The sequence below is a fragment of the Mesorhizobium sp. YIM 152430 genome (assembly GCF_029210365.1).
GTDB lineage: Bacteria > Pseudomonadota > Alphaproteobacteria > Rhizobiales > Rhizobiaceae > Aliihoeflea.
The window spans coordinates 103,825-120,300 of record NZ_JARGES010000043.1 but is presented as its reverse complement, the minus strand read 5'-3'; the positions used below and the strand labels follow the sequence as shown (position 1 = coordinate 120,300).

General features: G+C 64.7%; 15 protein-coding genes. 4 read left to right on the top strand and 11 right to left on the bottom strand.

The window, feature by feature from the left end; all coding sequences use genetic code 11:
• Positions 1-14: 14 nt before the first annotated feature.
• Positions 15-491, top strand: a complete 477-nt coding sequence (locus PZ895_RS12790; RefSeq protein WP_275839377.1) for an SRPBCC family protein — start codon at positions 15-17, stop codon at positions 489-491.
• A 1-nt stretch (position 492) separates the two neighbouring features.
• Here PZ895_RS12790 and PZ895_RS12785 read toward each other — a convergent pair whose 3' ends face one another.
• The gene (locus PZ895_RS12785) at positions 493-2,106 is read right to left on the bottom strand and encodes a phospholipase D family protein (protein ID WP_275839376.1); all 1,614 of its coding nucleotides are present in this window, start codon (positions 2,104-2,106) and stop codon (positions 493-495) included.
• Positions 2,107-2,259: 153 nt separating this feature from the next.
• Between PZ895_RS12785 and PZ895_RS12780 the strand changes: the two genes are divergently transcribed.
• Together PZ895_RS12780 and PZ895_RS12775 are read left to right on the top strand one after the other, a co-directional pair.
• Positions 2,260-2,613: a DUF1428 family protein gene (locus PZ895_RS12780; protein WP_275839375.1), complete on the top strand. Its 354-nt coding sequence runs from the start codon at positions 2,260-2,262 to the stop codon at positions 2,611-2,613.
• 16 nt (positions 2,614-2,629) lie between these two features.
• Positions 2,630-3,034 carry a VOC family protein gene (locus PZ895_RS12775; RefSeq protein WP_275839374.1) on the top strand — a complete coding sequence of 135 codons (405 nt, stop codon included), beginning with the start codon at positions 2,630-2,632 and terminating at the stop codon, positions 3,032-3,034.
• Between the two features lie 107 nt (positions 3,035-3,141).
• Here the strand turns inward: PZ895_RS12775 and lpdA are convergent, their stop codons facing one another.
• From lpdA to PZ895_RS12725, 10 genes are all read right to left on the bottom strand, one after another.
• Complete coding sequence (gene lpdA, locus PZ895_RS12770; RefSeq protein WP_275839373.1) at positions 3,142-4,548, bottom strand: dihydrolipoyl dehydrogenase; 1,407 nt, start codon at positions 4,546-4,548, stop codon at positions 3,142-3,144.
• A 27-nt stretch (positions 4,549-4,575) separates the two neighbouring features.
• Positions 4,576-5,322, bottom strand: coding sequence for an SDR family oxidoreductase (locus tag PZ895_RS12765; protein WP_275839372.1), 747 nt, complete (start codon positions 5,320-5,322; stop codon positions 4,576-4,578).
• The gene (locus tag PZ895_RS12760) at positions 5,319-5,747 is read right to left on the bottom strand and encodes a glyoxalase/bleomycin resistance/extradiol dioxygenase family protein (protein WP_275839371.1); all 429 of its coding nucleotides are present in this window, start codon (positions 5,745-5,747) and stop codon (positions 5,319-5,321) included. The genes PZ895_RS12765 and PZ895_RS12760 overlap by 4 nt, the downstream gene beginning before the upstream one ends.
• Before the next feature lie 24 nt (positions 5,748-5,771).
• The gene (gene odhB, locus PZ895_RS12755) at positions 5,772-6,989 is read right to left on the bottom strand and encodes a 2-oxoglutarate dehydrogenase complex dihydrolipoyllysine-residue succinyltransferase (RefSeq protein WP_275839370.1); all 1,218 of its coding nucleotides are present in this window, start codon (positions 6,987-6,989) and stop codon (positions 5,772-5,774) included.
• Positions 6,990-7,017: 28 nt separating this feature from the next.
• A complete protein-coding gene (locus PZ895_RS12750) occupies positions 7,018-10,005 on the bottom strand; it encodes a 2-oxoglutarate dehydrogenase E1 component (protein ID WP_275839369.1) in 2,988 nt (995 codons plus the stop codon).
• 131 nt (positions 10,006-10,136) lie between these two features.
• Complete coding sequence (gene sucD, locus PZ895_RS12745) at positions 10,137-11,039, bottom strand: succinate--CoA ligase subunit alpha (protein ID WP_275839368.1); 903 nt, start codon at positions 11,037-11,039, stop codon at positions 10,137-10,139.
• A 5-nt stretch (positions 11,040-11,044) separates the two neighbouring features.
• Positions 11,045-12,241: an ADP-forming succinate--CoA ligase subunit beta gene (gene sucC, locus PZ895_RS12740; protein WP_275839367.1), complete on the bottom strand. Its 1,197-nt coding sequence runs from the start codon at positions 12,239-12,241 to the stop codon at positions 11,045-11,047.
• A gap of 12 nt (positions 12,242-12,253) precedes the next feature.
• Entirely contained in the window at positions 12,254-13,219 is a 966-nt protein-coding gene (gene mdh, locus PZ895_RS12735; protein WP_275839366.1) for a malate dehydrogenase, read from the bottom strand.
• A gap of 194 nt (positions 13,220-13,413) precedes the next feature.
• Positions 13,414-14,568 (bottom strand): cell division protein ZapE, encoded by a 1,155-nt coding sequence (gene zapE, locus PZ895_RS12730; protein WP_275839365.1) that lies wholly within the window; start codon positions 14,566-14,568, stop codon positions 13,414-13,416.
• 18 nt (positions 14,569-14,586) lie between these two features.
• Positions 14,587-15,165: an AprI/Inh family metalloprotease inhibitor gene (locus PZ895_RS12725; protein ID WP_275839364.1), complete on the bottom strand. Its 579-nt coding sequence runs from the start codon at positions 15,163-15,165 to the stop codon at positions 14,587-14,589.
• A gap of 242 nt (positions 15,166-15,407) precedes the next feature.
• On the opposite strand from PZ895_RS12725, the gene PZ895_RS12720 reads away from it, so the two are divergent.
• A complete protein-coding gene (locus PZ895_RS12720) occupies positions 15,408-16,472 on the top strand; it encodes an MBL fold metallo-hydrolase (protein ID WP_275839363.1) in 1,065 nt (354 codons plus the stop codon).
• Positions 16,473-16,476 lie beyond the last annotated feature (4 nt).

Sequence of the window (16,476 nt, the reverse complement as noted above, 5' to 3'; positions counted from 1 at the left end):
CGAAGGAGATCGCCATGACCCCGGAACCCAAAGCCGAAACCGAACACGAACTCGTCCTCACCCGCCTTCTCGCCGCGCCGCGCGACAAGCTCTTCCGCTGCTGGACCGACGCCGACCTCCTGCCGAAATGGTTCGTTCCGGCGCCGTGGACGATTGCGAAGGCCGAGGTCGACGTCCGTCCGGGCGGGCGGTCCTTCATCGTCATGCGCGACCCGGACGGAAACGAATATCCCAATGACGGCGTCTATCTGGAGATCGTGCCGAACGAGAAGATCGTCTTCACCGATGCCTATACGCAAGGCTGGGTGCCGTCGCAAAAGCCGTTCTTCACCGGCATCGTCACGTTGGCCGATGAGGGTGGCCGGACACGCTACACGGCGCGGGCGCGCCATTGGCGGGCCGAAGACAAGGAGACCCATGAGAAGATGGGTTTCCACGAGGGCTGGGGCATTTGCGCCGACCAGCTCGAGGCGCTCGCCAAAACACTCTGACCTACAACAGCCATTCGATGCGCAGACGCTTCAGGATGCCGATCGCCAGCCGGTCGCGCAGCCCCATGCCGGGCTCGCGCCGGAGCGGTGTCGACAGGTCCGGGCGTTTCCAGACCAGTCCGCGACGGTCGGACAACGCCACCTCATAGGCATTGTCCGGCACCACGTCGTCGAAAGCGTCGGCGACGAGGCCGGCCAGCGTCGGCGAATCGATCACGATGCCCATCTCCGTGTTCAGATCGATCGAGCGCGGATCGAAATTGAACGAGCCGACGAACAGCCGCTCGCGGTCGACCGCGAAGGTCTTGGCGTGGAGGGTCGACGCCCCGGCGCGAAGGGCAGATGCCGAACTGCTTCCGGAGCCGCGCAGGCGGCTCGAGACGCCGAGCCGGGAACCCTTGCGGCGTTCCTTGCGCGATGGAGCGCGGCGGGAGCTGTCGCACATTTCATACAGCCGGACCCCGGCGCGCAGCAATTGCCGCCGATAAGGCGCATAGCCGGCATGGACCGCGCCGACATCCGTCGCCTCATAGGCGTTGGTGAGAATCGAGACCTTGACGCCGCGGGCACGCAAGGCACGCAGATTGGCGACGCCGCGCTTTCCGGGCACGAAGTATCCCGCGATGATGGCGAGTTCGCGCTTCGGCGCGCCGATCGCGTTTTCAAGCAGACCGGAAAGCCGCACCTCGCCGCCCGCGCCCTTCCTGCGATGGCCGAGCGCCTTGCCGGGGTCGTCGTGCAGAAGCGTCACCTTCGCCCATTCCATCGGCAGTCGCGCCTCGGCGAGCTGGCGCACGATTTCGAGGTCGCGGACCGCCTTCAGGAAGCGCCGCGCGGTCGGATCGCGCTCGACGATGGAACTGCGCCTGCGCAACCGTCGCAGATGACGCGGCCCGACCCGGCGCAGAAGCAGCCGCGCGGGAAAGGATGACGCGGCATTCCAGTAATCCTCGAATTGCGCCGCAACCTCGCCGACGACCGGGCCGATGGCGAGCACGTCGAGATCGGCGAAGAGCGGACCGTCGGCGACGCCGAAATATTCGTCGCCGATATTGCGGCCGCCGATCACGGTCGCCTGTCCGTCGACGGTGAAGCTCTTGTTGTGCATCCGCCGGTTCAGGCGCTGGAAATCGAAGAGGTAGCCCAGCACCTTGGGCCAGCGGAGGGGAAAGGGATTGAACAGCCGCACCTCCACGCGCGGATGCCGGTCGAGCGCGAACAGCACCTGGTCGAGCCCGTCGATGCCGTTGTCGTCGAGGAGAAGCCGCACGCGAACGCCGCGCTCGGCGGCGTCGAGCACCTCTTCCAGAAGCATGGTGCCGGTGCGGTCGCCGCGCCAGATGTAATATTGCAGGTCGAGCGTCTTTTCGGCCTGGCGTGCGAGCGACATGCGGGTGGCGAAGGCTTCCGAGCCGTCGGCGAGCAGATGGACACCGGAAAATCCGCGGTGGGCCTCGACCGCCGGGCGCGTCATGCGGGCAAGCGTCGTGTCGGACAGGTCGAGCGCCGGCGCCGGCGCGGGCAGGGCGCGCTGCGGCAAGCTGAATGCGCGGCGCAGGGCGGCGGCCGTGACGAGGGCCGCGCCGAGGGCCAGCAATTTTCCGCTTGCGCGCATTCATTTCTCCAATCGCGGCTGTACAATCGCTGCGTCGCCACCCGGTTCCGTACCGCCTGCCCCGGCATGGGCGAAGTTTTTCGCCATCGCGATGTCGGCACGGTCGACCGCCGTTCGTCATAGTGCCGAACCAACCCGAAAAGGAGACTTCCCATGAGCTATGTCGATGGATTCCTGCTTTCCGTCCCGAAGGCCAATCTCGAAACCTACAAGAAACATGCACGCGTTTCGGCAGATGTCTGGCTGGAGCATGGCGCGACCGGCTATGTCGAATGTCTGGCCGACGACGTGCCCTATGGCGAACTGACCTCGTTCCCGCGCGCCGTGCAGGCCAAGGACGACGAGATCGTGGTCTTCGCCTGGGCGACCTATCCCGACAAGGCCAGGCGCGACGAGGTGATGAAGAAGGTGTTCGAGGACCCGCGCATGAAGCCTGCGATGGAAAACATGCAGTTTGACGGCAAGCGCTTCATCTATGGCGGGTTCGAAGCCTTCATCGAGCGCTGACACGGAGGACGGATCGATGTCGGACTACAACTATCCCGGCGTGACGCCGCATCTGATGTCGAAGGATGCGGTCGCCGCCATCGAATTCTACAAGCGCGCGCTCGGCGCCGAAGAGCAGGGCGAGCGCATGATGATGGATGACGGCAAGCGCATCATGCATTGCGAACTCGTCATCAATGGCGGCACGCTGATGATTGCCGACGCGATGCCGGAACATGGCTATCCCTGGGTCGAGCCGCAGGGCACGACGCTGAACATCATCGCCGACGACGCCCGTGCCGTCTGGGACCGCGCGATCGCGGCGGGATGCGAGGTGAAGATGCCGCTCGAAGTCGCCTTCTGGGGCGATCTCTACGGCCAGTTCAACGATCCGTTCGGCCACAACTGGGCGGTGGTGGGGCCTGCGCCGAAGGCGGATTGACGCGTTCCGGTCACCGGACATGCCTCCAACCCTTCATTCTCCGGCCGCAAGACGGAAGGAGGGATGAAGGGCGAGGGGCCCGGCCGGAAAAGCGGCGTGGCCGCCGCCTACATATGGAGCGGCTTGAAGAAGGTGGCCAAAGCTGCTTCCTTGACGGCTTCCGACATGGTCGGATGTGCATGGCAGGTGCGGGCGAGGTCTTCCGAGGAACCGCCGAATTCCATCAGCACCGCCGCCTCGTGGATCATCTCGCCGGCGCCGAAGCCGACGATGTGGACGCCGAGCACGCGGTCCGACGCCTCGTCGGCCAGAACCTTCACGAAGCCGTCGGTCTTTAGCATCGCGCGCGCGCGGCCATTGGCGGAGAACGGGAACTTGCCGGCCTTGTAGGCGATGCCGGCCTTCTTCAGTTCTTCCTCGGTCTTGCCGACGGAGGCGACTTCCGGGCTCGTATAGACGACGCTCGGAATGACGTCGTAATTTACGTGGCCGGCCTGTCCGGCGATGATCTCGGCGACCGCCGCGCCCTCGTCCTCGCCCTTGTGGGCAAGCATCGGGCCGCGGATCACGTCGCCGATGGCGTAGATGCCGGGGATCGAGGTTCGGAAGTGATCGTCGACCGCAACACGGCCGCGCTCGTCGAGCACCACGCCCGCAGCTTCGAACCCGAGCCCGTCGACGAACGGGCGGCGGCCGGTCGCGACCAGGACGACTTCGGCGTCGAGCGTCTCCGCGTCGCCGCCCTTCACCGGCTCGAAGGTGACCTTTGCGCCCTTGCCGGACTTGGCTACGCCGGTAACCTTGGCGCCGAGCTTGAAGTCGAGGCCCTGCTTGGCGAGAATTTTCTGGAACTGCCTGGCGAGATCGCCATCCATGCCGCCGAGGATCGTGTCGAGATATTCGACGACGGTGACCTTCGCGCCGAGACGCGCCCAGACCGAACCGAGCTCGAGCCCGATGACCCCGCCGCCGACGACGATGAGCGTGCCCGGCACTTTTTCGAGCGACAGAGCGCCGGTGGACGAGACAATGGTCTTTTCGTCGAATTTGACGTCGACACCGGGAATGCCCGCGACGTCGGAGCCGGTGGCGATGACGATGTTCTTCGCCTCGATCTCCTTTTCCGCCCCGTCCTCGCCGGTGACGGAAAGCTTGCCTTCGCCGAGCACCTTGCCGGTGCCGCGCAGCCAGTCGATCTTGTTCTTCTTGATCAGAAATTCGAGGCCCTTGACGTTGGCGTCGACGGTCGCCTGCTTGTGGCCGAGCATCTTGTCGAGATCGAGCTTGGGCTTGCCGACGTCGATGCCGAGCGCGGCGAAGGAATGACTCGCCTCGGCGTACATTTCGGAGGCGTGCAAAAGCGCCTTCGACGGAATGCAGCCGATATTGATGCAGGTGCCGCCGGGCGTGGCGCGCTTTTCGACGAGCCCGACCTTGAGGCCGAGCTGCGCCGCCTTGATGGCGCACACATAGCCGCCCGGCCCCGCGCCGATCACCACAACATCATAGCTCATTGATCCGTCCTTCCTGATGATACCGTTCTAGCGCCCGCCGCCGACGTCGAGCAGCGCGCCTGTCGTGTAGGATGCCTCGTCGGACAACAGCCAGAGAATGGCGTGCGCCACCTCGTCGGCCTTGCCCTCGCGCAGCATGGGGACCATGCCCCTGACCCGCTGAACGCGGTCTGGCTGGCCGCCCGAGGCATGGATTTCGGTGTCGATAATGCCGGGTCGCACCGCATTGACGCGAATACCCTCCGTCGCGACCTCGCGGGCGAGGCCGAGCGTGAAGGTGTCGATCGCGGCCTTGGAGGCGGCATAGTCGACATATTCGGCCGGGCTGCCGAGTTTTGCGGCGACCGACGAGACGTTGACGATGGGGCCGCCCTGACCGCCGTGAAGCGTGGACAGACGGCGCACCGCCTCGCGCGCGGCGAGCATGGGGCCGACGATGTTGGTGCGCATCATCCGCGTCAGCCGCGCCTCGTCCATTTCGTCGACGCGCGACCTGGCGTCGACCACGCCGGCATTGTTGACGAGGCCCGCGAGTTTGCCGCGCCTGTCGGCGGCGGCGAAGATCGTTGCGATGCCGGCTTCGGTCGATGCGTCGGCCTGAACCGCGAAAGCGCGACCGCCGGCGGATTGAATGCCGGCGACGACGGAGGCGGCAGCATCCGCGTTGGCGACGTAGTTGACGAGGACGTCATAGCCCGCTGCGCCGGCAAGCCGGGCGGTGGCCGCGCCGATGCCGCGCGAGGCGCCGGTGATGACGAGGATGCCGCGGGTCATCTCCCACTCCCCAAAGGCGCGTTGAACGCCCAGACATGGCCGAATGGATCGCGTAGCTTGGCGTAGCGCGCGCCCCAGAAGACGTCGGCAGGCTTCATCACGACATCCGCCCCGGCCTCCACGGCCCTTGCGAAGGCGGCGTCCACCTTTTCCGGCGTCGCCAGATTGACCGAAACGGTCATGCTGGCGCCGCCGCGCGTGTCCGGCCCCATCACGTCGCCGCCAAATTCGGGGAACTCGTCATGCAGCATGATTTCCGAGTCGAAAAGAGCGAGGTTGGCGTGCAGGATGCGCGCCTCGTCCTCGGCCATCTGTTCGTAGGTCTCGACCGCCGCGAAGGCGGTCTCATACCAGGCGACGGCCGCCTTCCCGCCCCTGACGCACAGGTGAACCTGAATCGGCGGAATGTCGGGATCGTAGGCCATCGCTGAAGCCTCGCAGACCCTGCCCTACAAGTCGAGAACGAGGCGCTCGGGGTCCTCCAGCGTCTCCTTGACGCGCACAAGGAAGGTGACGGCTTCCTTGCCGTCGACGATGCGGTGATCATAGGAGAGCGCGAGATACATCATCGGGCGGATGACCATCTGGCCGCCGACGACGACGGGACGCTCCTGGATCTTGTGCATCCCGAGAATGCCCGACTGCGGCGCGTTGAGGATCGGCGTCGACATCAAGGAGCCGTAGACGCCGCCATTGGAGATGGTGAAGGTGCCGCCCTGCATGTCGGCCATGCCGAGCTTGCCGTCGCGCGCGGCGAGGCCGAGGCGGCCGATTTCCTTCTCGATCTCGGCGATCGACATCTGGTCCGCATCGCGCACGACCGGCACGACGAGGCCCTTGTCGGTGCCGACCGCGACGCCGATATGGGCGAAATTCTTGTAGATGATGTCGGTGCCGTCGATCTCGGCATTGACGGCCGGGATTTCAGCCAGCGCATGGGTCACCGCCTTGGTGAAGAAGCCCATGAAGCCGAGCTTCACGCCGTGCTTCTTCTCGAACAGGTCCTTGTACTTCGAGCGCAAATCCATGACCGGCTTCATGTCCACCTCGTTGAAGGTGGTGAGCATGGCGGCGGTGTCCTGCGCGTCCTTCAGGCGCCGCGCGATGGTCTGGCGCAGGCGCGTCATCTTCACGCGCTCTTCGCGCGAGGCGTCGTCGCCGGAGGACGGCGCGCGGGCGGCCTGCGGCGCTTCGGCCTTTGCAGCGGGGCCTTTTGCGATCGCGTCGAGCACATCGCCCTTCAAGACCTGTCCGCGCTTGCCCGAACCCGAAACCTGGTCGGCCGAGACGTTCTTCTCCGCCATCAGCTTGGCGGCGGACGGCGCGGCCGGCATGTCGCCGGTCTTCGCCGGAGCGGCCGCCTTTTCTTCCTTGGCGGGTGCCGGAGCAGGCTTCGCCTCTTCCTTCTTCGGGGCAGCGGCCGCACCCGAGCCGGCGGCGATCATGCCCAGGAGCGCGCCGACCTCGACCGTCTCGCCCTCCTGAACGGTGATCTCGGAGAGCGTTCCGGCGGCGGGCGCGGGCACCTCGACGGTCACCTTGTCGGTTTCCAGCTCGACGATTGGTTCGTCGGCGGCGATGGCGTCGCCGGCCTTCTTGAACCACTTGCCGATGGTTGCCTCGGAGACGGATTCGCCCAAGGTCGGGACGCGGATTTCGGTGGCCATCGTTCGGTTGCCTTGCCTTTGTTCGTTTCTATTCGCCGAGCGCGTCTTCGAGGAACGCTTCGAGCTGTGCGAGATGCTTCGACATCAGGCCGGTGGCCGGCGATGCCGCGGCCGGACGGCCGGTATAGCGCACGCGCTGGTGCTTGGCGTCGATATGCGCGAGCACCCATTCCAGATACGGGTCGATGAAGGCCCAGGAGCCCATGTTCTTGGGCTCTTCCTGGCACCACACCATCTCCGCGTTGCGGAAGCGCGAGAGTTCGTTGATCAGCGCCTTGGCCGGGAACGGGTAGAGCTGCTCCACGCGCAGGAGATAGACGTCGTCGATGCCGCGCTTTTCGCGCTCTTCGTAAAGGTCGTAATAGACCTTGCCCGAGCACAGGACGACGCGGCGGATCTTCGAATCCTTGACCAGCTTGATCGGCTGGTCGCCGAGATATTGCGCGTCGTCCCAGAGCAGGCGGTGGAACGAGCTTTCGCCCGACATTTCGGCCAAAGTCGACACGGCGCGCTTGTGGCGCAGGAGCGATTTCGGCGTCATCATGATCAGCGGCTTGCGGAAGTCGCGCTTCAACTGGCGGCGCAGGATGTGGAAATAGTTCGCCGGCGTGGTGACGTTGGCGACCTGCATGTTGTCTTCCGCGCACATCTGGAGGAAGCGTTCGAGGCGCGCCGAGGAATGTTCCGGTCCCTGTCCTTCATAGCCGTGCGGCAGAAGGCAGACGAGACCCGACATGCGCAGCCACTTGCGTTCGCCGCTCGAGATGAACTGGTCGAAGACGACCTGCGCGCCATTGGCGAAATCGCCGAACTGCGCCTCCCACAGCGTCAACGCGCGCGGCTCTGCGAGGGAAAAACCGTATTCGAAGCCGAGCACCGCCTCTTCCGAAAGCATCGAGTTGATGACTTCGTAATTGGCCTGCTGCGGCCCCAGATTGTTGAGCGGGATGTAGCGATCCTCGTCGCGCTGGTCATAGAGGACCGAATGGCGCTGCGAGAACGTGCCGCGTTCCGAATCCTGGCCGGAGAGGCGGATCGGATTGCCGTCCATCAGGATCGCACCGAAGGCAAGAGCTTCTGCGGTCGACCAGTCGATGCCCTCGCCCGTCTCGATCATCTTGCGGCGATTGTCCATGAAGCGCTGGATGGTCTTGTGCGCCTCGAAATCCTTCGGCACTTCTGTCAGTTTCCTGCCGAGTTCCTTCAGCGACTTGACCGGCACCGCCGTCTTGCCGCGACGCATCTCGTCCTGGGTGTCCGCCGTGCGCAGGCCCGTCCATGCGCCGTCCAGCCAGTCGGCCTTGTTCGGCTTGTAGGCCTGGCCCGACTCCCATTCCTGTTCCAGATGAGCGCGCCAGTCGGCCCGCATCTTCTCTACCTCGCCTTCCGAGACGACGCCTTCGGAAATCAGCTTCGCCGAATAGAGTTGCACGGTCGTCCGGTGCTGGCGGATCGACTTGTACATGATCGGCTGCGTGAATGCTGGCTCGTCGCCCTCATTGTGGCCGAAGCGGCGGTAGCAGAACATGTCGATGACGGCCGGCTTGTGGAACGTCATCCGATATTCGGTCGCGATCTTGGCCGCGTAGACGACGGCTTCCGGATCGTCGCCGTTCACATGGAAGATCGGCGCCTCGATCATCTTCGCCACATCGGACGGATAGGGCGAGGAGCGCGAGAAGCGCGGATTGGTGGTGAAGCCGATCTGGTTGTTGATGATGAAATGCAGCGTGCCGGCAACGCGGTGGCCGCGCAGACCCGACAGGCCGAGGATCTCCGCGACGACGCCCTGCCCGGCGAAGGCCGCATCGCCGTGCAGCAGGAGCGGCAGCACCTTGGCGCGCGCCTCGATCGGCACGACTTCCTCGCGTGTGCGGCCGAAGATCTGGTCCTGCTTGGCGCGCGCCTTGCCCATCACGACGGGATTGACGATTTCGAGATGCGACGGGTTGGCCGTCAGCGACAGATGGACCTTGTTGCCGTCGAATTCGCGGTCCGACGAGGCGCCGAGATGATACTTCACGTCGCCCGAGCCCTCGACGTCGTCGGGGGCGAAGGAGCCGCCCTTGAATTCGTGGAAGATGGCGCGGTGGGGCTTCGCCATCACCTGCGACAGGACGTTGAGCCGGCCGCGATGGGCCATGCCGAGCACGATCTCCTTCAGACCCATGGCGCCGCCGCGCTTGATGATCTGCTCCAGCGCCGGAATCAGCGCCTCGCCGCCGTCGAGGCCGAACCGCTTGGTGCCCTTGTACTTGACGTCGATGAACTGCTCGAAGCCCTCGGCCTCGATCAGCTTGGCGAGGATCGCCTTCTTGCCGTTGGCGGTGAAGTCAATGCCCTTGTCCGGCCCCTCGATGCGCTCCTGAATCCAGGCTTTCTCCTCGGGGTTGGAGATGTGCATGAACTCGACGCCGAGCGTCGAGCAATAGGTGCGCTTGAGGATTTCGACCATTTCGCGGATGGTTGCGAATTCGAGCCCGAGCACATGGTCGATGAAGATCGGCCGGTCGTAATCGGCTTCCGTGAAGCCGTAATTTTCCGGCGACAGCTCGTTATAGTCTTCCTTGGCTTCGGCGATGCCGAGCGGATCGAGATTGGCATGGAGATGACCGCGCATCCGGAAGGCGCGGATCATCATGATGGCGCGCACGGAATCACGCGTCGCCTGCATCACCTGATCCGGCGAGAGCGCGGAGGTGCCGTCGGGCGCCTTGGCCTTGAACTTCTTCTCGAAATGCTGTTCGAGCGCACCCCAATTGCCGTCGAGCGCTGAGACGAGTTCGCCATTGACGGCGACCGGCCAGTGCTTCTTCGACCATGACGCACCGGCAGCGCCCTTCTGGACGCTTTCGGCGTCATCCTTCAGTTCGGCGAAGAATTCACGCCATTCCGGCTCGACCGAATTGGGGTTGTCCTGCCAGGACGCGTAGAGCTCGTCGATATAGGCGGCATTGCCGCCATAGAGGAACGAGGTGAGCGAAGCCCGGTCGTTGGCCTGGTCCTGACGTGCCATTTTTTCAATCTCGGAGCGCGCGCTCCGTCTCCTTTTTGGGGTGAATGGGAAAATGGTGAATGGTGAATGGTTTGGGCCGAAGCGTGGCGGCCGATCCATCATCTCATTCACCATTCACAATTCACCATTCACTAACCCTTCAACGCCTCGACCAGCGTCGTGCCGAGACGTGCCGGCGAGGGGGACACGCGGATGCCCGCCGCCTCCATCGCCGCAATCTTGTCTTCCGCACCGCCCTTGCCGCCCGAGATCACCGCGCCGGCATGGCCCATGGTGCGGCCTTCCGGCGCCGTGCGGCCAGCGATGAAGCCTGCCATCGGCTTGCTTCGGCCGCGCCTGGCCTCGTCGCGCAGGAACTGCGCCGCGTCCTCCTCGGCCGAACCGCCGATCTCGCCGATCATGATGATCGACTTGGTTTCGTCGTCGGCGAGGAACATTTCGAGCATGTCGATGAACTCGGTGCCCTTGACCGGATCGCCGCCGATGCCGACGGCCGTGGTCTGGCCGAGACCGGCATTGGTGGTCTGGAAGACCGCTTCATAGGTAAGCGTGCCGGAGCGCGAGACAACGCCGACCGAGCCCTTCTTGAAGATATTGCCCGGCATGATGCCGATCTTGCACTCGTCGGGCGTCAGCACGCCGGGGCAGTTCGGGCCGATCAGGCGCGAGGACGAACGGTCGAGGCGCGCCTTGACCTTCACCATGTCCATGACCGGGATGCCCTCGGTGATGCAGACGATGAGGCCGATCTCGGCCTCGATCGCCTCGAGGATCGCATCGGCCGCGCCTGCCGGCGGCACGTAGATGACCGATGCGTCGGCGCCGGTCCGCTCCTTGCCTTCTGCGACGGTCGCGAAGATCGGCAGGCTCTCGCCCTTCGATCCGGTCCACGTCTCACCGCCCTTCTTGGGGTGGATGCCGCCGACCATCTGCGTGCCGTGATAGGCGAGCGCCTGTTCCGTGTGGAACGTACCGGTCTTGCCGGTGAGGCCCTGGACGAGAACCTTGGTGTCTTTGTTGATCAGGATGGACATCAGGCTCAGGCCCCCTTCACTGCATTGACGATCTTCTGCGCCGCGTCGTCGAGATCGTCGGCGGAGATGACGTTGAGGCCGCTTTCGTTGATGATCTTCTTGCCGAGCTCGACATTGGTGCCTTCGAGGCGCACGACCAGCGGCACCTGGAGACCGACTTCCTTGACGGCCGCGATCACGCCTTCGGCGATGACGTCGCACTTCATGATGCCGCCGAAGATGTTGACGAGGATGCCCTTCACCGCCGGATCGGCCGTGATGATCTTGAAGGCTGCCGTCACCTTCTCCTTGGATGCGCCGCCGCCGACGTCGAGGAAGTTGGCCGGCTCGGCGCCGTAGAGCTTGATGATGTCCATCGTCGCCATGGCAAGGCCGGCGCCGTTGACCATGCAGCCGATATTGCCGTCGAGCGCGACATAGGCGAGGTCGTATTTGGACGCCTCGATTTCCTTGGCGTCCTCCTCGGTCGTGTCGCGCAGTTCGACGATGTCGGCCTGGCGGAAGAGCGCATTGTTGTCGAACGAGACCTTGGCGTCGAGGACGCGCAGGCGGCCGTTCTCCATGACGATCAGCGGGTTGACCTCGAGCAGCGCCATGTCCTTCTCGGTGAAGGCCTTGTAGAGGATCGGGAACAGCGTCTCGCCGTCCGTCGCCGCATCGCCGGTCAGTTCCAGCGCCGCGTTGAGCTTCTTCAGTTCGTCCGCGGTGACGCCTTTTTCCGGGTCGATCGCGACGGTGATGATCTTCTCGGGCGTGTCATGCGCGACCGCCTCGATGTCCATGCCGCCTTCCGTCGACACCACGAAGGCGACGCGGCCGACCGCGCGGTCGACGAGGATCGACAGGTAAAGCTCGCGGTCGATGTCTGCGCCGTCCTCGATATAGAGGCGGTTGACCTGCTTGCCGGCATCGCCCGTCTGCTTGGTGACGAGCGTGTTGCCGAGCATCTCATTGGTGTGGGAGACGACTTCCTCGACCGACCTGGCAAGGCGCACGCCGCCCTTGGCGTCGGGCCCAAGCTCCTTGAACTTGCCCTTGCCGCGGCCGCCGGCATGGATCTGGCTCTTGACCACATAGAGCGGGCCGGGCAGCGACTTCGCCGCGGCTTCCGCCTCGGACGCCTTCATGACGGGAACGCCCTCGGCGACGGGTGCGCCGAACGACTTCAGGACCTGCTTGGCCTGGTATTCATGGATATTCATGCCGGGGAATCCTTACTGCTTCAGTGCGGGCGCGATTTCGGAGCAGGCGTCGCAAAGGCCCTTTACCGATTCCACCGACTTTTCGAACATCTTCTGCTCGGCCTTGTTGAGATCGATCTCGATGACGCGCTCGATGCCGCCGGCGCCGATCACGGTCGGCACGCCGACATACATGTCCTTGACGCCATACTGGCCCGAAAGATGCGCCGCGCAGGGCAGGACGCGTTTCTTGTCCTTGAGATAGGCTTCGGCCATCTGCACCGCCGAGGAAGCCGGCGCGTAATAGGCCGAGCCGGTCTTCAGGAGGCCGACGATCTCGGCGCCGCCGTCGCGGGTGCGCTGGACGATCTTGTCGAGCTTGTCCTGGCTGGTCCAGCCCATCTTGACGAGGTCGGGCAGGGGGATGCCGGCAACCGTCGAGTAGCGGGTCAGCGGCACCATCGTGTCGCCATGGCCGCCGAGCACGAAGGCGGTGACGTCCTCGACCGAGACCTTGAACTCGTCGGCGAGGAAGTAACGGAAGCGGGCCGAGTCGAGCACGCCGGCCATGCCGACGACATGGCTCTTGGGCAGGCCGGAAAACTTCTGCAACGCCCAGACCATCGCGTCGAGCGGGTTGGTGATGCAGATGACGAAGGCATTCGGGGCGTATTTCCTGATGCCGGCGCCGACCTGCTCCATCACCTTCAGATTGATGCCGAGAAGATCGTCGCGGCTCATGCCCGGCTTGCGCGGCACGCCGGCGGTGACGATGCACACGTCAGCGCCCTCGATCGTCGAATAGTCGTTGGCGCCGGTGAAGCTCGCATCGAAGCCATCGACCGGCGAGGACTGCGCGATGTCGAGACCCTTGCCCTGCGGCACGCCCTCGGAAATGTCGAACAGGACGACGTCGCCCAGTTCCTTCAAGCCGATCATGTGGGCGAGGGTGCCGCCGATCATGCCGGAGCCGATGAGGGCGATCTTGTTGCGAGCCATGTATGGAAATCCCCTGGATTGGTTTGCGACGGCGTGGAGCCGAAGATGCGTTTCAACCATTTCAACGCGGGCACGGGAGGTCGCCCGGAAGTCGGCGTCGCATAGACCGAACGACCTGAAAATTCAACCGATTCTTTGAGTCTCAAATCTTTCAATCGGTTAGATGATTGCGGACTTACGTAAACGTAAGAATTTTATGCGACCCTTTTGGGCTTTACCCAGTCGGAGCTTTGCATTTCGATCAAACGGGAGACAGTCCGGTCGAACTCGAATGCCTCAGCGCCGGATTTTGCCCGATAGAGGTGCTGCGGCGGGACTTCCGCCGAAAGTATCAGCCGGATCTTCCGGTCATAGAGCGTATCGACGAGCAGAATGAAGCGTTTGGCTTCGTTGCGCCGGTCGAGGCCCATTGCCGGGACGCAATCGACCAGGATCGTATCGAATTCGGCGGCGATGGCGAGATAGTCGCGCGCACCGAGCGGCCGGGCACAAAGGTCGTCGAAAGCGAACCGCGCCGCGCGCCCGTTCGCCATCGGAACCGGAATCTCGCGGCCCTTGACATGGATGGTTCGCGGCTGGGTCTGGTGGCCGGAACTGGCGACGTCCCAGGCCTCGTCCATCAGCCGTTCGCCCTCGCCGGCGCATGGCGTGATGTAGACCGGGATCCGGCCGAGCTTTTCCAGCCGGTAATCCGTCTCGCCGTCGAGCGGCAGGATTTCGCAATGCGCATTGAGCACGGTGACGAAAGGCAGGAAGAGGCCGCGATTGAGGCCGTCGCGATAAAGATCGTCCGGCGCGACGTTGGAGGTGGCGACCAGCACCACGCCGCGCTCGAACAGCGCCGTGAACAGCCGCGACAGGATCATCGCATCGGCGATGTCGGTGACGGTGAACTCGTCGAAGCACAGCACCCAGGCCTCTTCGGCGAGCGCGGCGGCGACGACTGGAATCGGATCGTTCTCCTTCGTCTCGCCGCGCTTCAGCGCCTCGCGATGCCGCCCGATCCGGTCGTGAACGTCGGCCATGAAGTCGTTGAAATGGGCGCGCCGCTTGCGCCTGACGGGCAGGAGTTCGAAGAAGAGGTCCATCAGCATCGTCTTGCCGCGCCCGACCCCGCCGTGGAGATAAAGACCCTTCACCAGTTCGCGCGCCTCGCGGCGCTTGCCGAACAGCCAGCCGAGCGCGCTCGATTTCACGGCGACGCGCTTGGTGCGAATGTCTGCCGCCAAACGGTCGAACCGGTCCGCCAGCGCAAGTTGGCGCTCGTCGCGCGCGAGTTCGCCATGCTCCACTCGGTCGAGATAGGCATCGCGGACCGAGCGGAATGCGGGCAGGCCGTCATGCGGCATGGAGCAAAGGCCCTGCGCCTACCGGGTGAGAGAAAGCGGCTGGCCGTTCGAGGTCTGACCGTTGAACGACCCGCTGCCGGCCGAGGACAGATTGGCCAGCGCGCTGCCATTGGCGTCGTAGAGCGTCAGCGTCGAGCCCGAAACGTTCCATGACCGCACGCCGTCGAGCGGGGCGGGGCAGCGCAGCGGGCCGGCGCGGAAGCCTTCACCGAAGCGCGTCTGGGGCGTCGCGATGCGGCAGGACTGACCGGCGACCTGCGCGTTCCAGACGCCGGCGACGCCGCCCGCCGAAACTGGCGCGCCACCTTGCGGCGGAAGCGATGCGACCTGCGTGCCGCCATCCTCGGAACCGGGAGCCGCCGGGAACGCGCCCTGCGCCATGCCAGGCTGGATCGGGCCGGGATTGGTGACGCCGGGCTGGGTGGGAGGCGGCAACTGGCTCGACGAGACCTGACCGGCCGGCGCGGCCGTGATCGGCGCGGGCGCCGTCGCGACCACGGCCGGGCGGGTGTCGACGCGCGAGAACCGGTCGCTCGTGCAGCCGGTGACGGCCAGAGCGGAAACTGCGATGAGTAGCGTGCTTTTTGTCAGAGTCATTGATCCACCTCCGTCGAAGCAACGCCCGGTCACTCCGCAGGTTCCTGAATGTTCGTCCCTTTGATGCGCCCATTCGCGCGCAACTGTGGCGACGGTCGGGTCATCATCGGCTCAACAAGGTTAATTTACGATGTGCTGTTGCCGAAATTCAACAGTCTGATGGGCTTGAACCCACGCTTATGTCATTTGCGCACGAGGAACCATCGGGTAATTTCCCGCTCATGAAGATGAACAGGCGACACATGCTGACTTGGCTGGGACTGGGCGGACTGGCGGCGATGGCCGGCGGCATAGGCATCGCGAAGGCCCAGACCGGCAATCGCTACTATAGCGGCCCCGTCAGCGATCACTTCGACGGACGCACCTTCTTCAATCCCGGCGGCGAGGAGCCGCGCGGGTTTTCGGATCTCCTGCGCTGGCAGTTCCAGGAGACGCGGGCACGCTGGCCGAAAGACTTCCCGAGCCCTTTCGCGGGCGCGATTCCCGACGCCGCCATCGATGGCGACGCCGTGCGGGTCACCATGATCGGCCATGCGACGATGCTGATCCAGGTGTCCGGGCTGAACATCCTGACCGATCCGGTCTTCTCGACGCGCGCCTCGCCCTTCCAGTTCGCCGGCCCGGCGCGGATCAATCCGCCCGGCATCGCCTTCGAGGATCTGCCGAAGGTCGATCTGGTGCTCCTGACGCACAATCACTACGACCATCTCGACCTTGCGACGCTCGCGCGCCTGAAGACGGCGCACGACCCGCTGGTCGTCACCCCGCTCGGCAACGACGTGATCGTCAGGACGGACGTTCCCGACATGCGCATCGACGTCCAGGACTGGGGTGACGCGCTCGAATTCGGTCCGGCCACCATCCACTGCGAGCCGGCGCATCACTGGTCGGCGCGCGGAATGCGCGACCGGCGCATGGCGCTCTGGGCTTCCTTCGTCGTCGAGACCCCCGCCGGCAAGATCTATCATGTCGGCGACACCGGTTTTCATTCCGGCATCAACTACCGCGCGGCGGCGCAAAAGCATGGCGGCTTCCGCCTCGCCATATTGCCTGTCGGCGCCTACGATCCGCGCTGGTTCATGGCTGCCCAGCACCAGGACCCGAACGAAGCGGTGGAGGGCATGAAACTCGCAAATGCCGATTTCGCCATCGGCCACCACTGGGGCACGTTCCAGCTCACCAACGAGGCGATCGAGGAGCCGCGCGACCTGCTTCTCGCCGCGCTCGACACGGCCGGCATCGCGCGCGAGCGCTTCCGTCCGCTCCAGCCGGGCGAGGCATGGGACATTCCTTCAGGAATCGCTTAAGCTG

Excerpts from the sequence above, each read along its gene's own strand:
- PZ895_RS12790 (WP_275839377.1), top strand. The coding sequence starts at position 15 with ATGACCCCGGAACCCAAAGCCGAAACCGAACACGAACTCGTCCTCACC.
- PZ895_RS12785 (WP_275839376.1), bottom strand. The coding sequence starts at position 2,106 with ATGCGCGCAAGCGGAAAATTGCTGGCCCTCGGCGCGGCCCTCGTCACG.
- PZ895_RS12780 (WP_275839375.1), top strand. The coding sequence starts at position 2,260 with ATGAGCTATGTCGATGGATTCCTGCTTTCCGTCCCGAAGGCCAATCTC.
- PZ895_RS12775 (WP_275839374.1), top strand. The coding sequence starts at position 2,630 with ATGTCGGACTACAACTATCCCGGCGTGACGCCGCATCTGATGTCGAAG.
- lpdA (WP_275839373.1), bottom strand. The coding sequence starts at position 4,548 with ATGAGCTATGATGTTGTGGTGATCGGCGCGGGGCCGGGCGGCTATGTG.
- PZ895_RS12765 (WP_275839372.1), bottom strand. The coding sequence starts at position 5,322 with ATGACCCGCGGCATCCTCGTCATCACCGGCGCCTCGCGCGGCATCGGC.
- PZ895_RS12760 (WP_275839371.1), bottom strand. The coding sequence starts at position 5,747 with ATGGCCTACGATCCCGACATTCCGCCGATTCAGGTTCACCTGTGCGTC.
- odhB (WP_275839370.1), bottom strand. The coding sequence starts at position 6,989 with ATGGCCACCGAAATCCGCGTCCCGACCTTGGGCGAATCCGTCTCCGAG.
- PZ895_RS12750 (WP_275839369.1), bottom strand. The coding sequence starts at position 10,005 with ATGGCACGTCAGGACCAGGCCAACGACCGGGCTTCGCTCACCTCGTTC.
- sucD (WP_275839368.1), bottom strand. The coding sequence starts at position 11,039 with ATGTCCATCCTGATCAACAAAGACACCAAGGTTCTCGTCCAGGGCCTC.
- sucC (WP_275839367.1), bottom strand. The coding sequence starts at position 12,241 with ATGAATATCCATGAATACCAGGCCAAGCAGGTCCTGAAGTCGTTCGGC.
- mdh (WP_275839366.1), bottom strand. The coding sequence starts at position 13,219 with ATGGCTCGCAACAAGATCGCCCTCATCGGCTCCGGCATGATCGGCGGC.
- zapE (WP_275839365.1), bottom strand. The coding sequence starts at position 14,568 with ATGCCGCATGACGGCCTGCCCGCATTCCGCTCGGTCCGCGATGCCTAT.
- PZ895_RS12725 (WP_275839364.1), bottom strand. The coding sequence starts at position 15,165 with ATGACTCTGACAAAAAGCACGCTACTCATCGCAGTTTCCGCTCTGGCC.
- PZ895_RS12720 (WP_275839363.1), top strand. The coding sequence starts at position 15,408 with ATGCTGACTTGGCTGGGACTGGGCGGACTGGCGGCGATGGCCGGCGGC.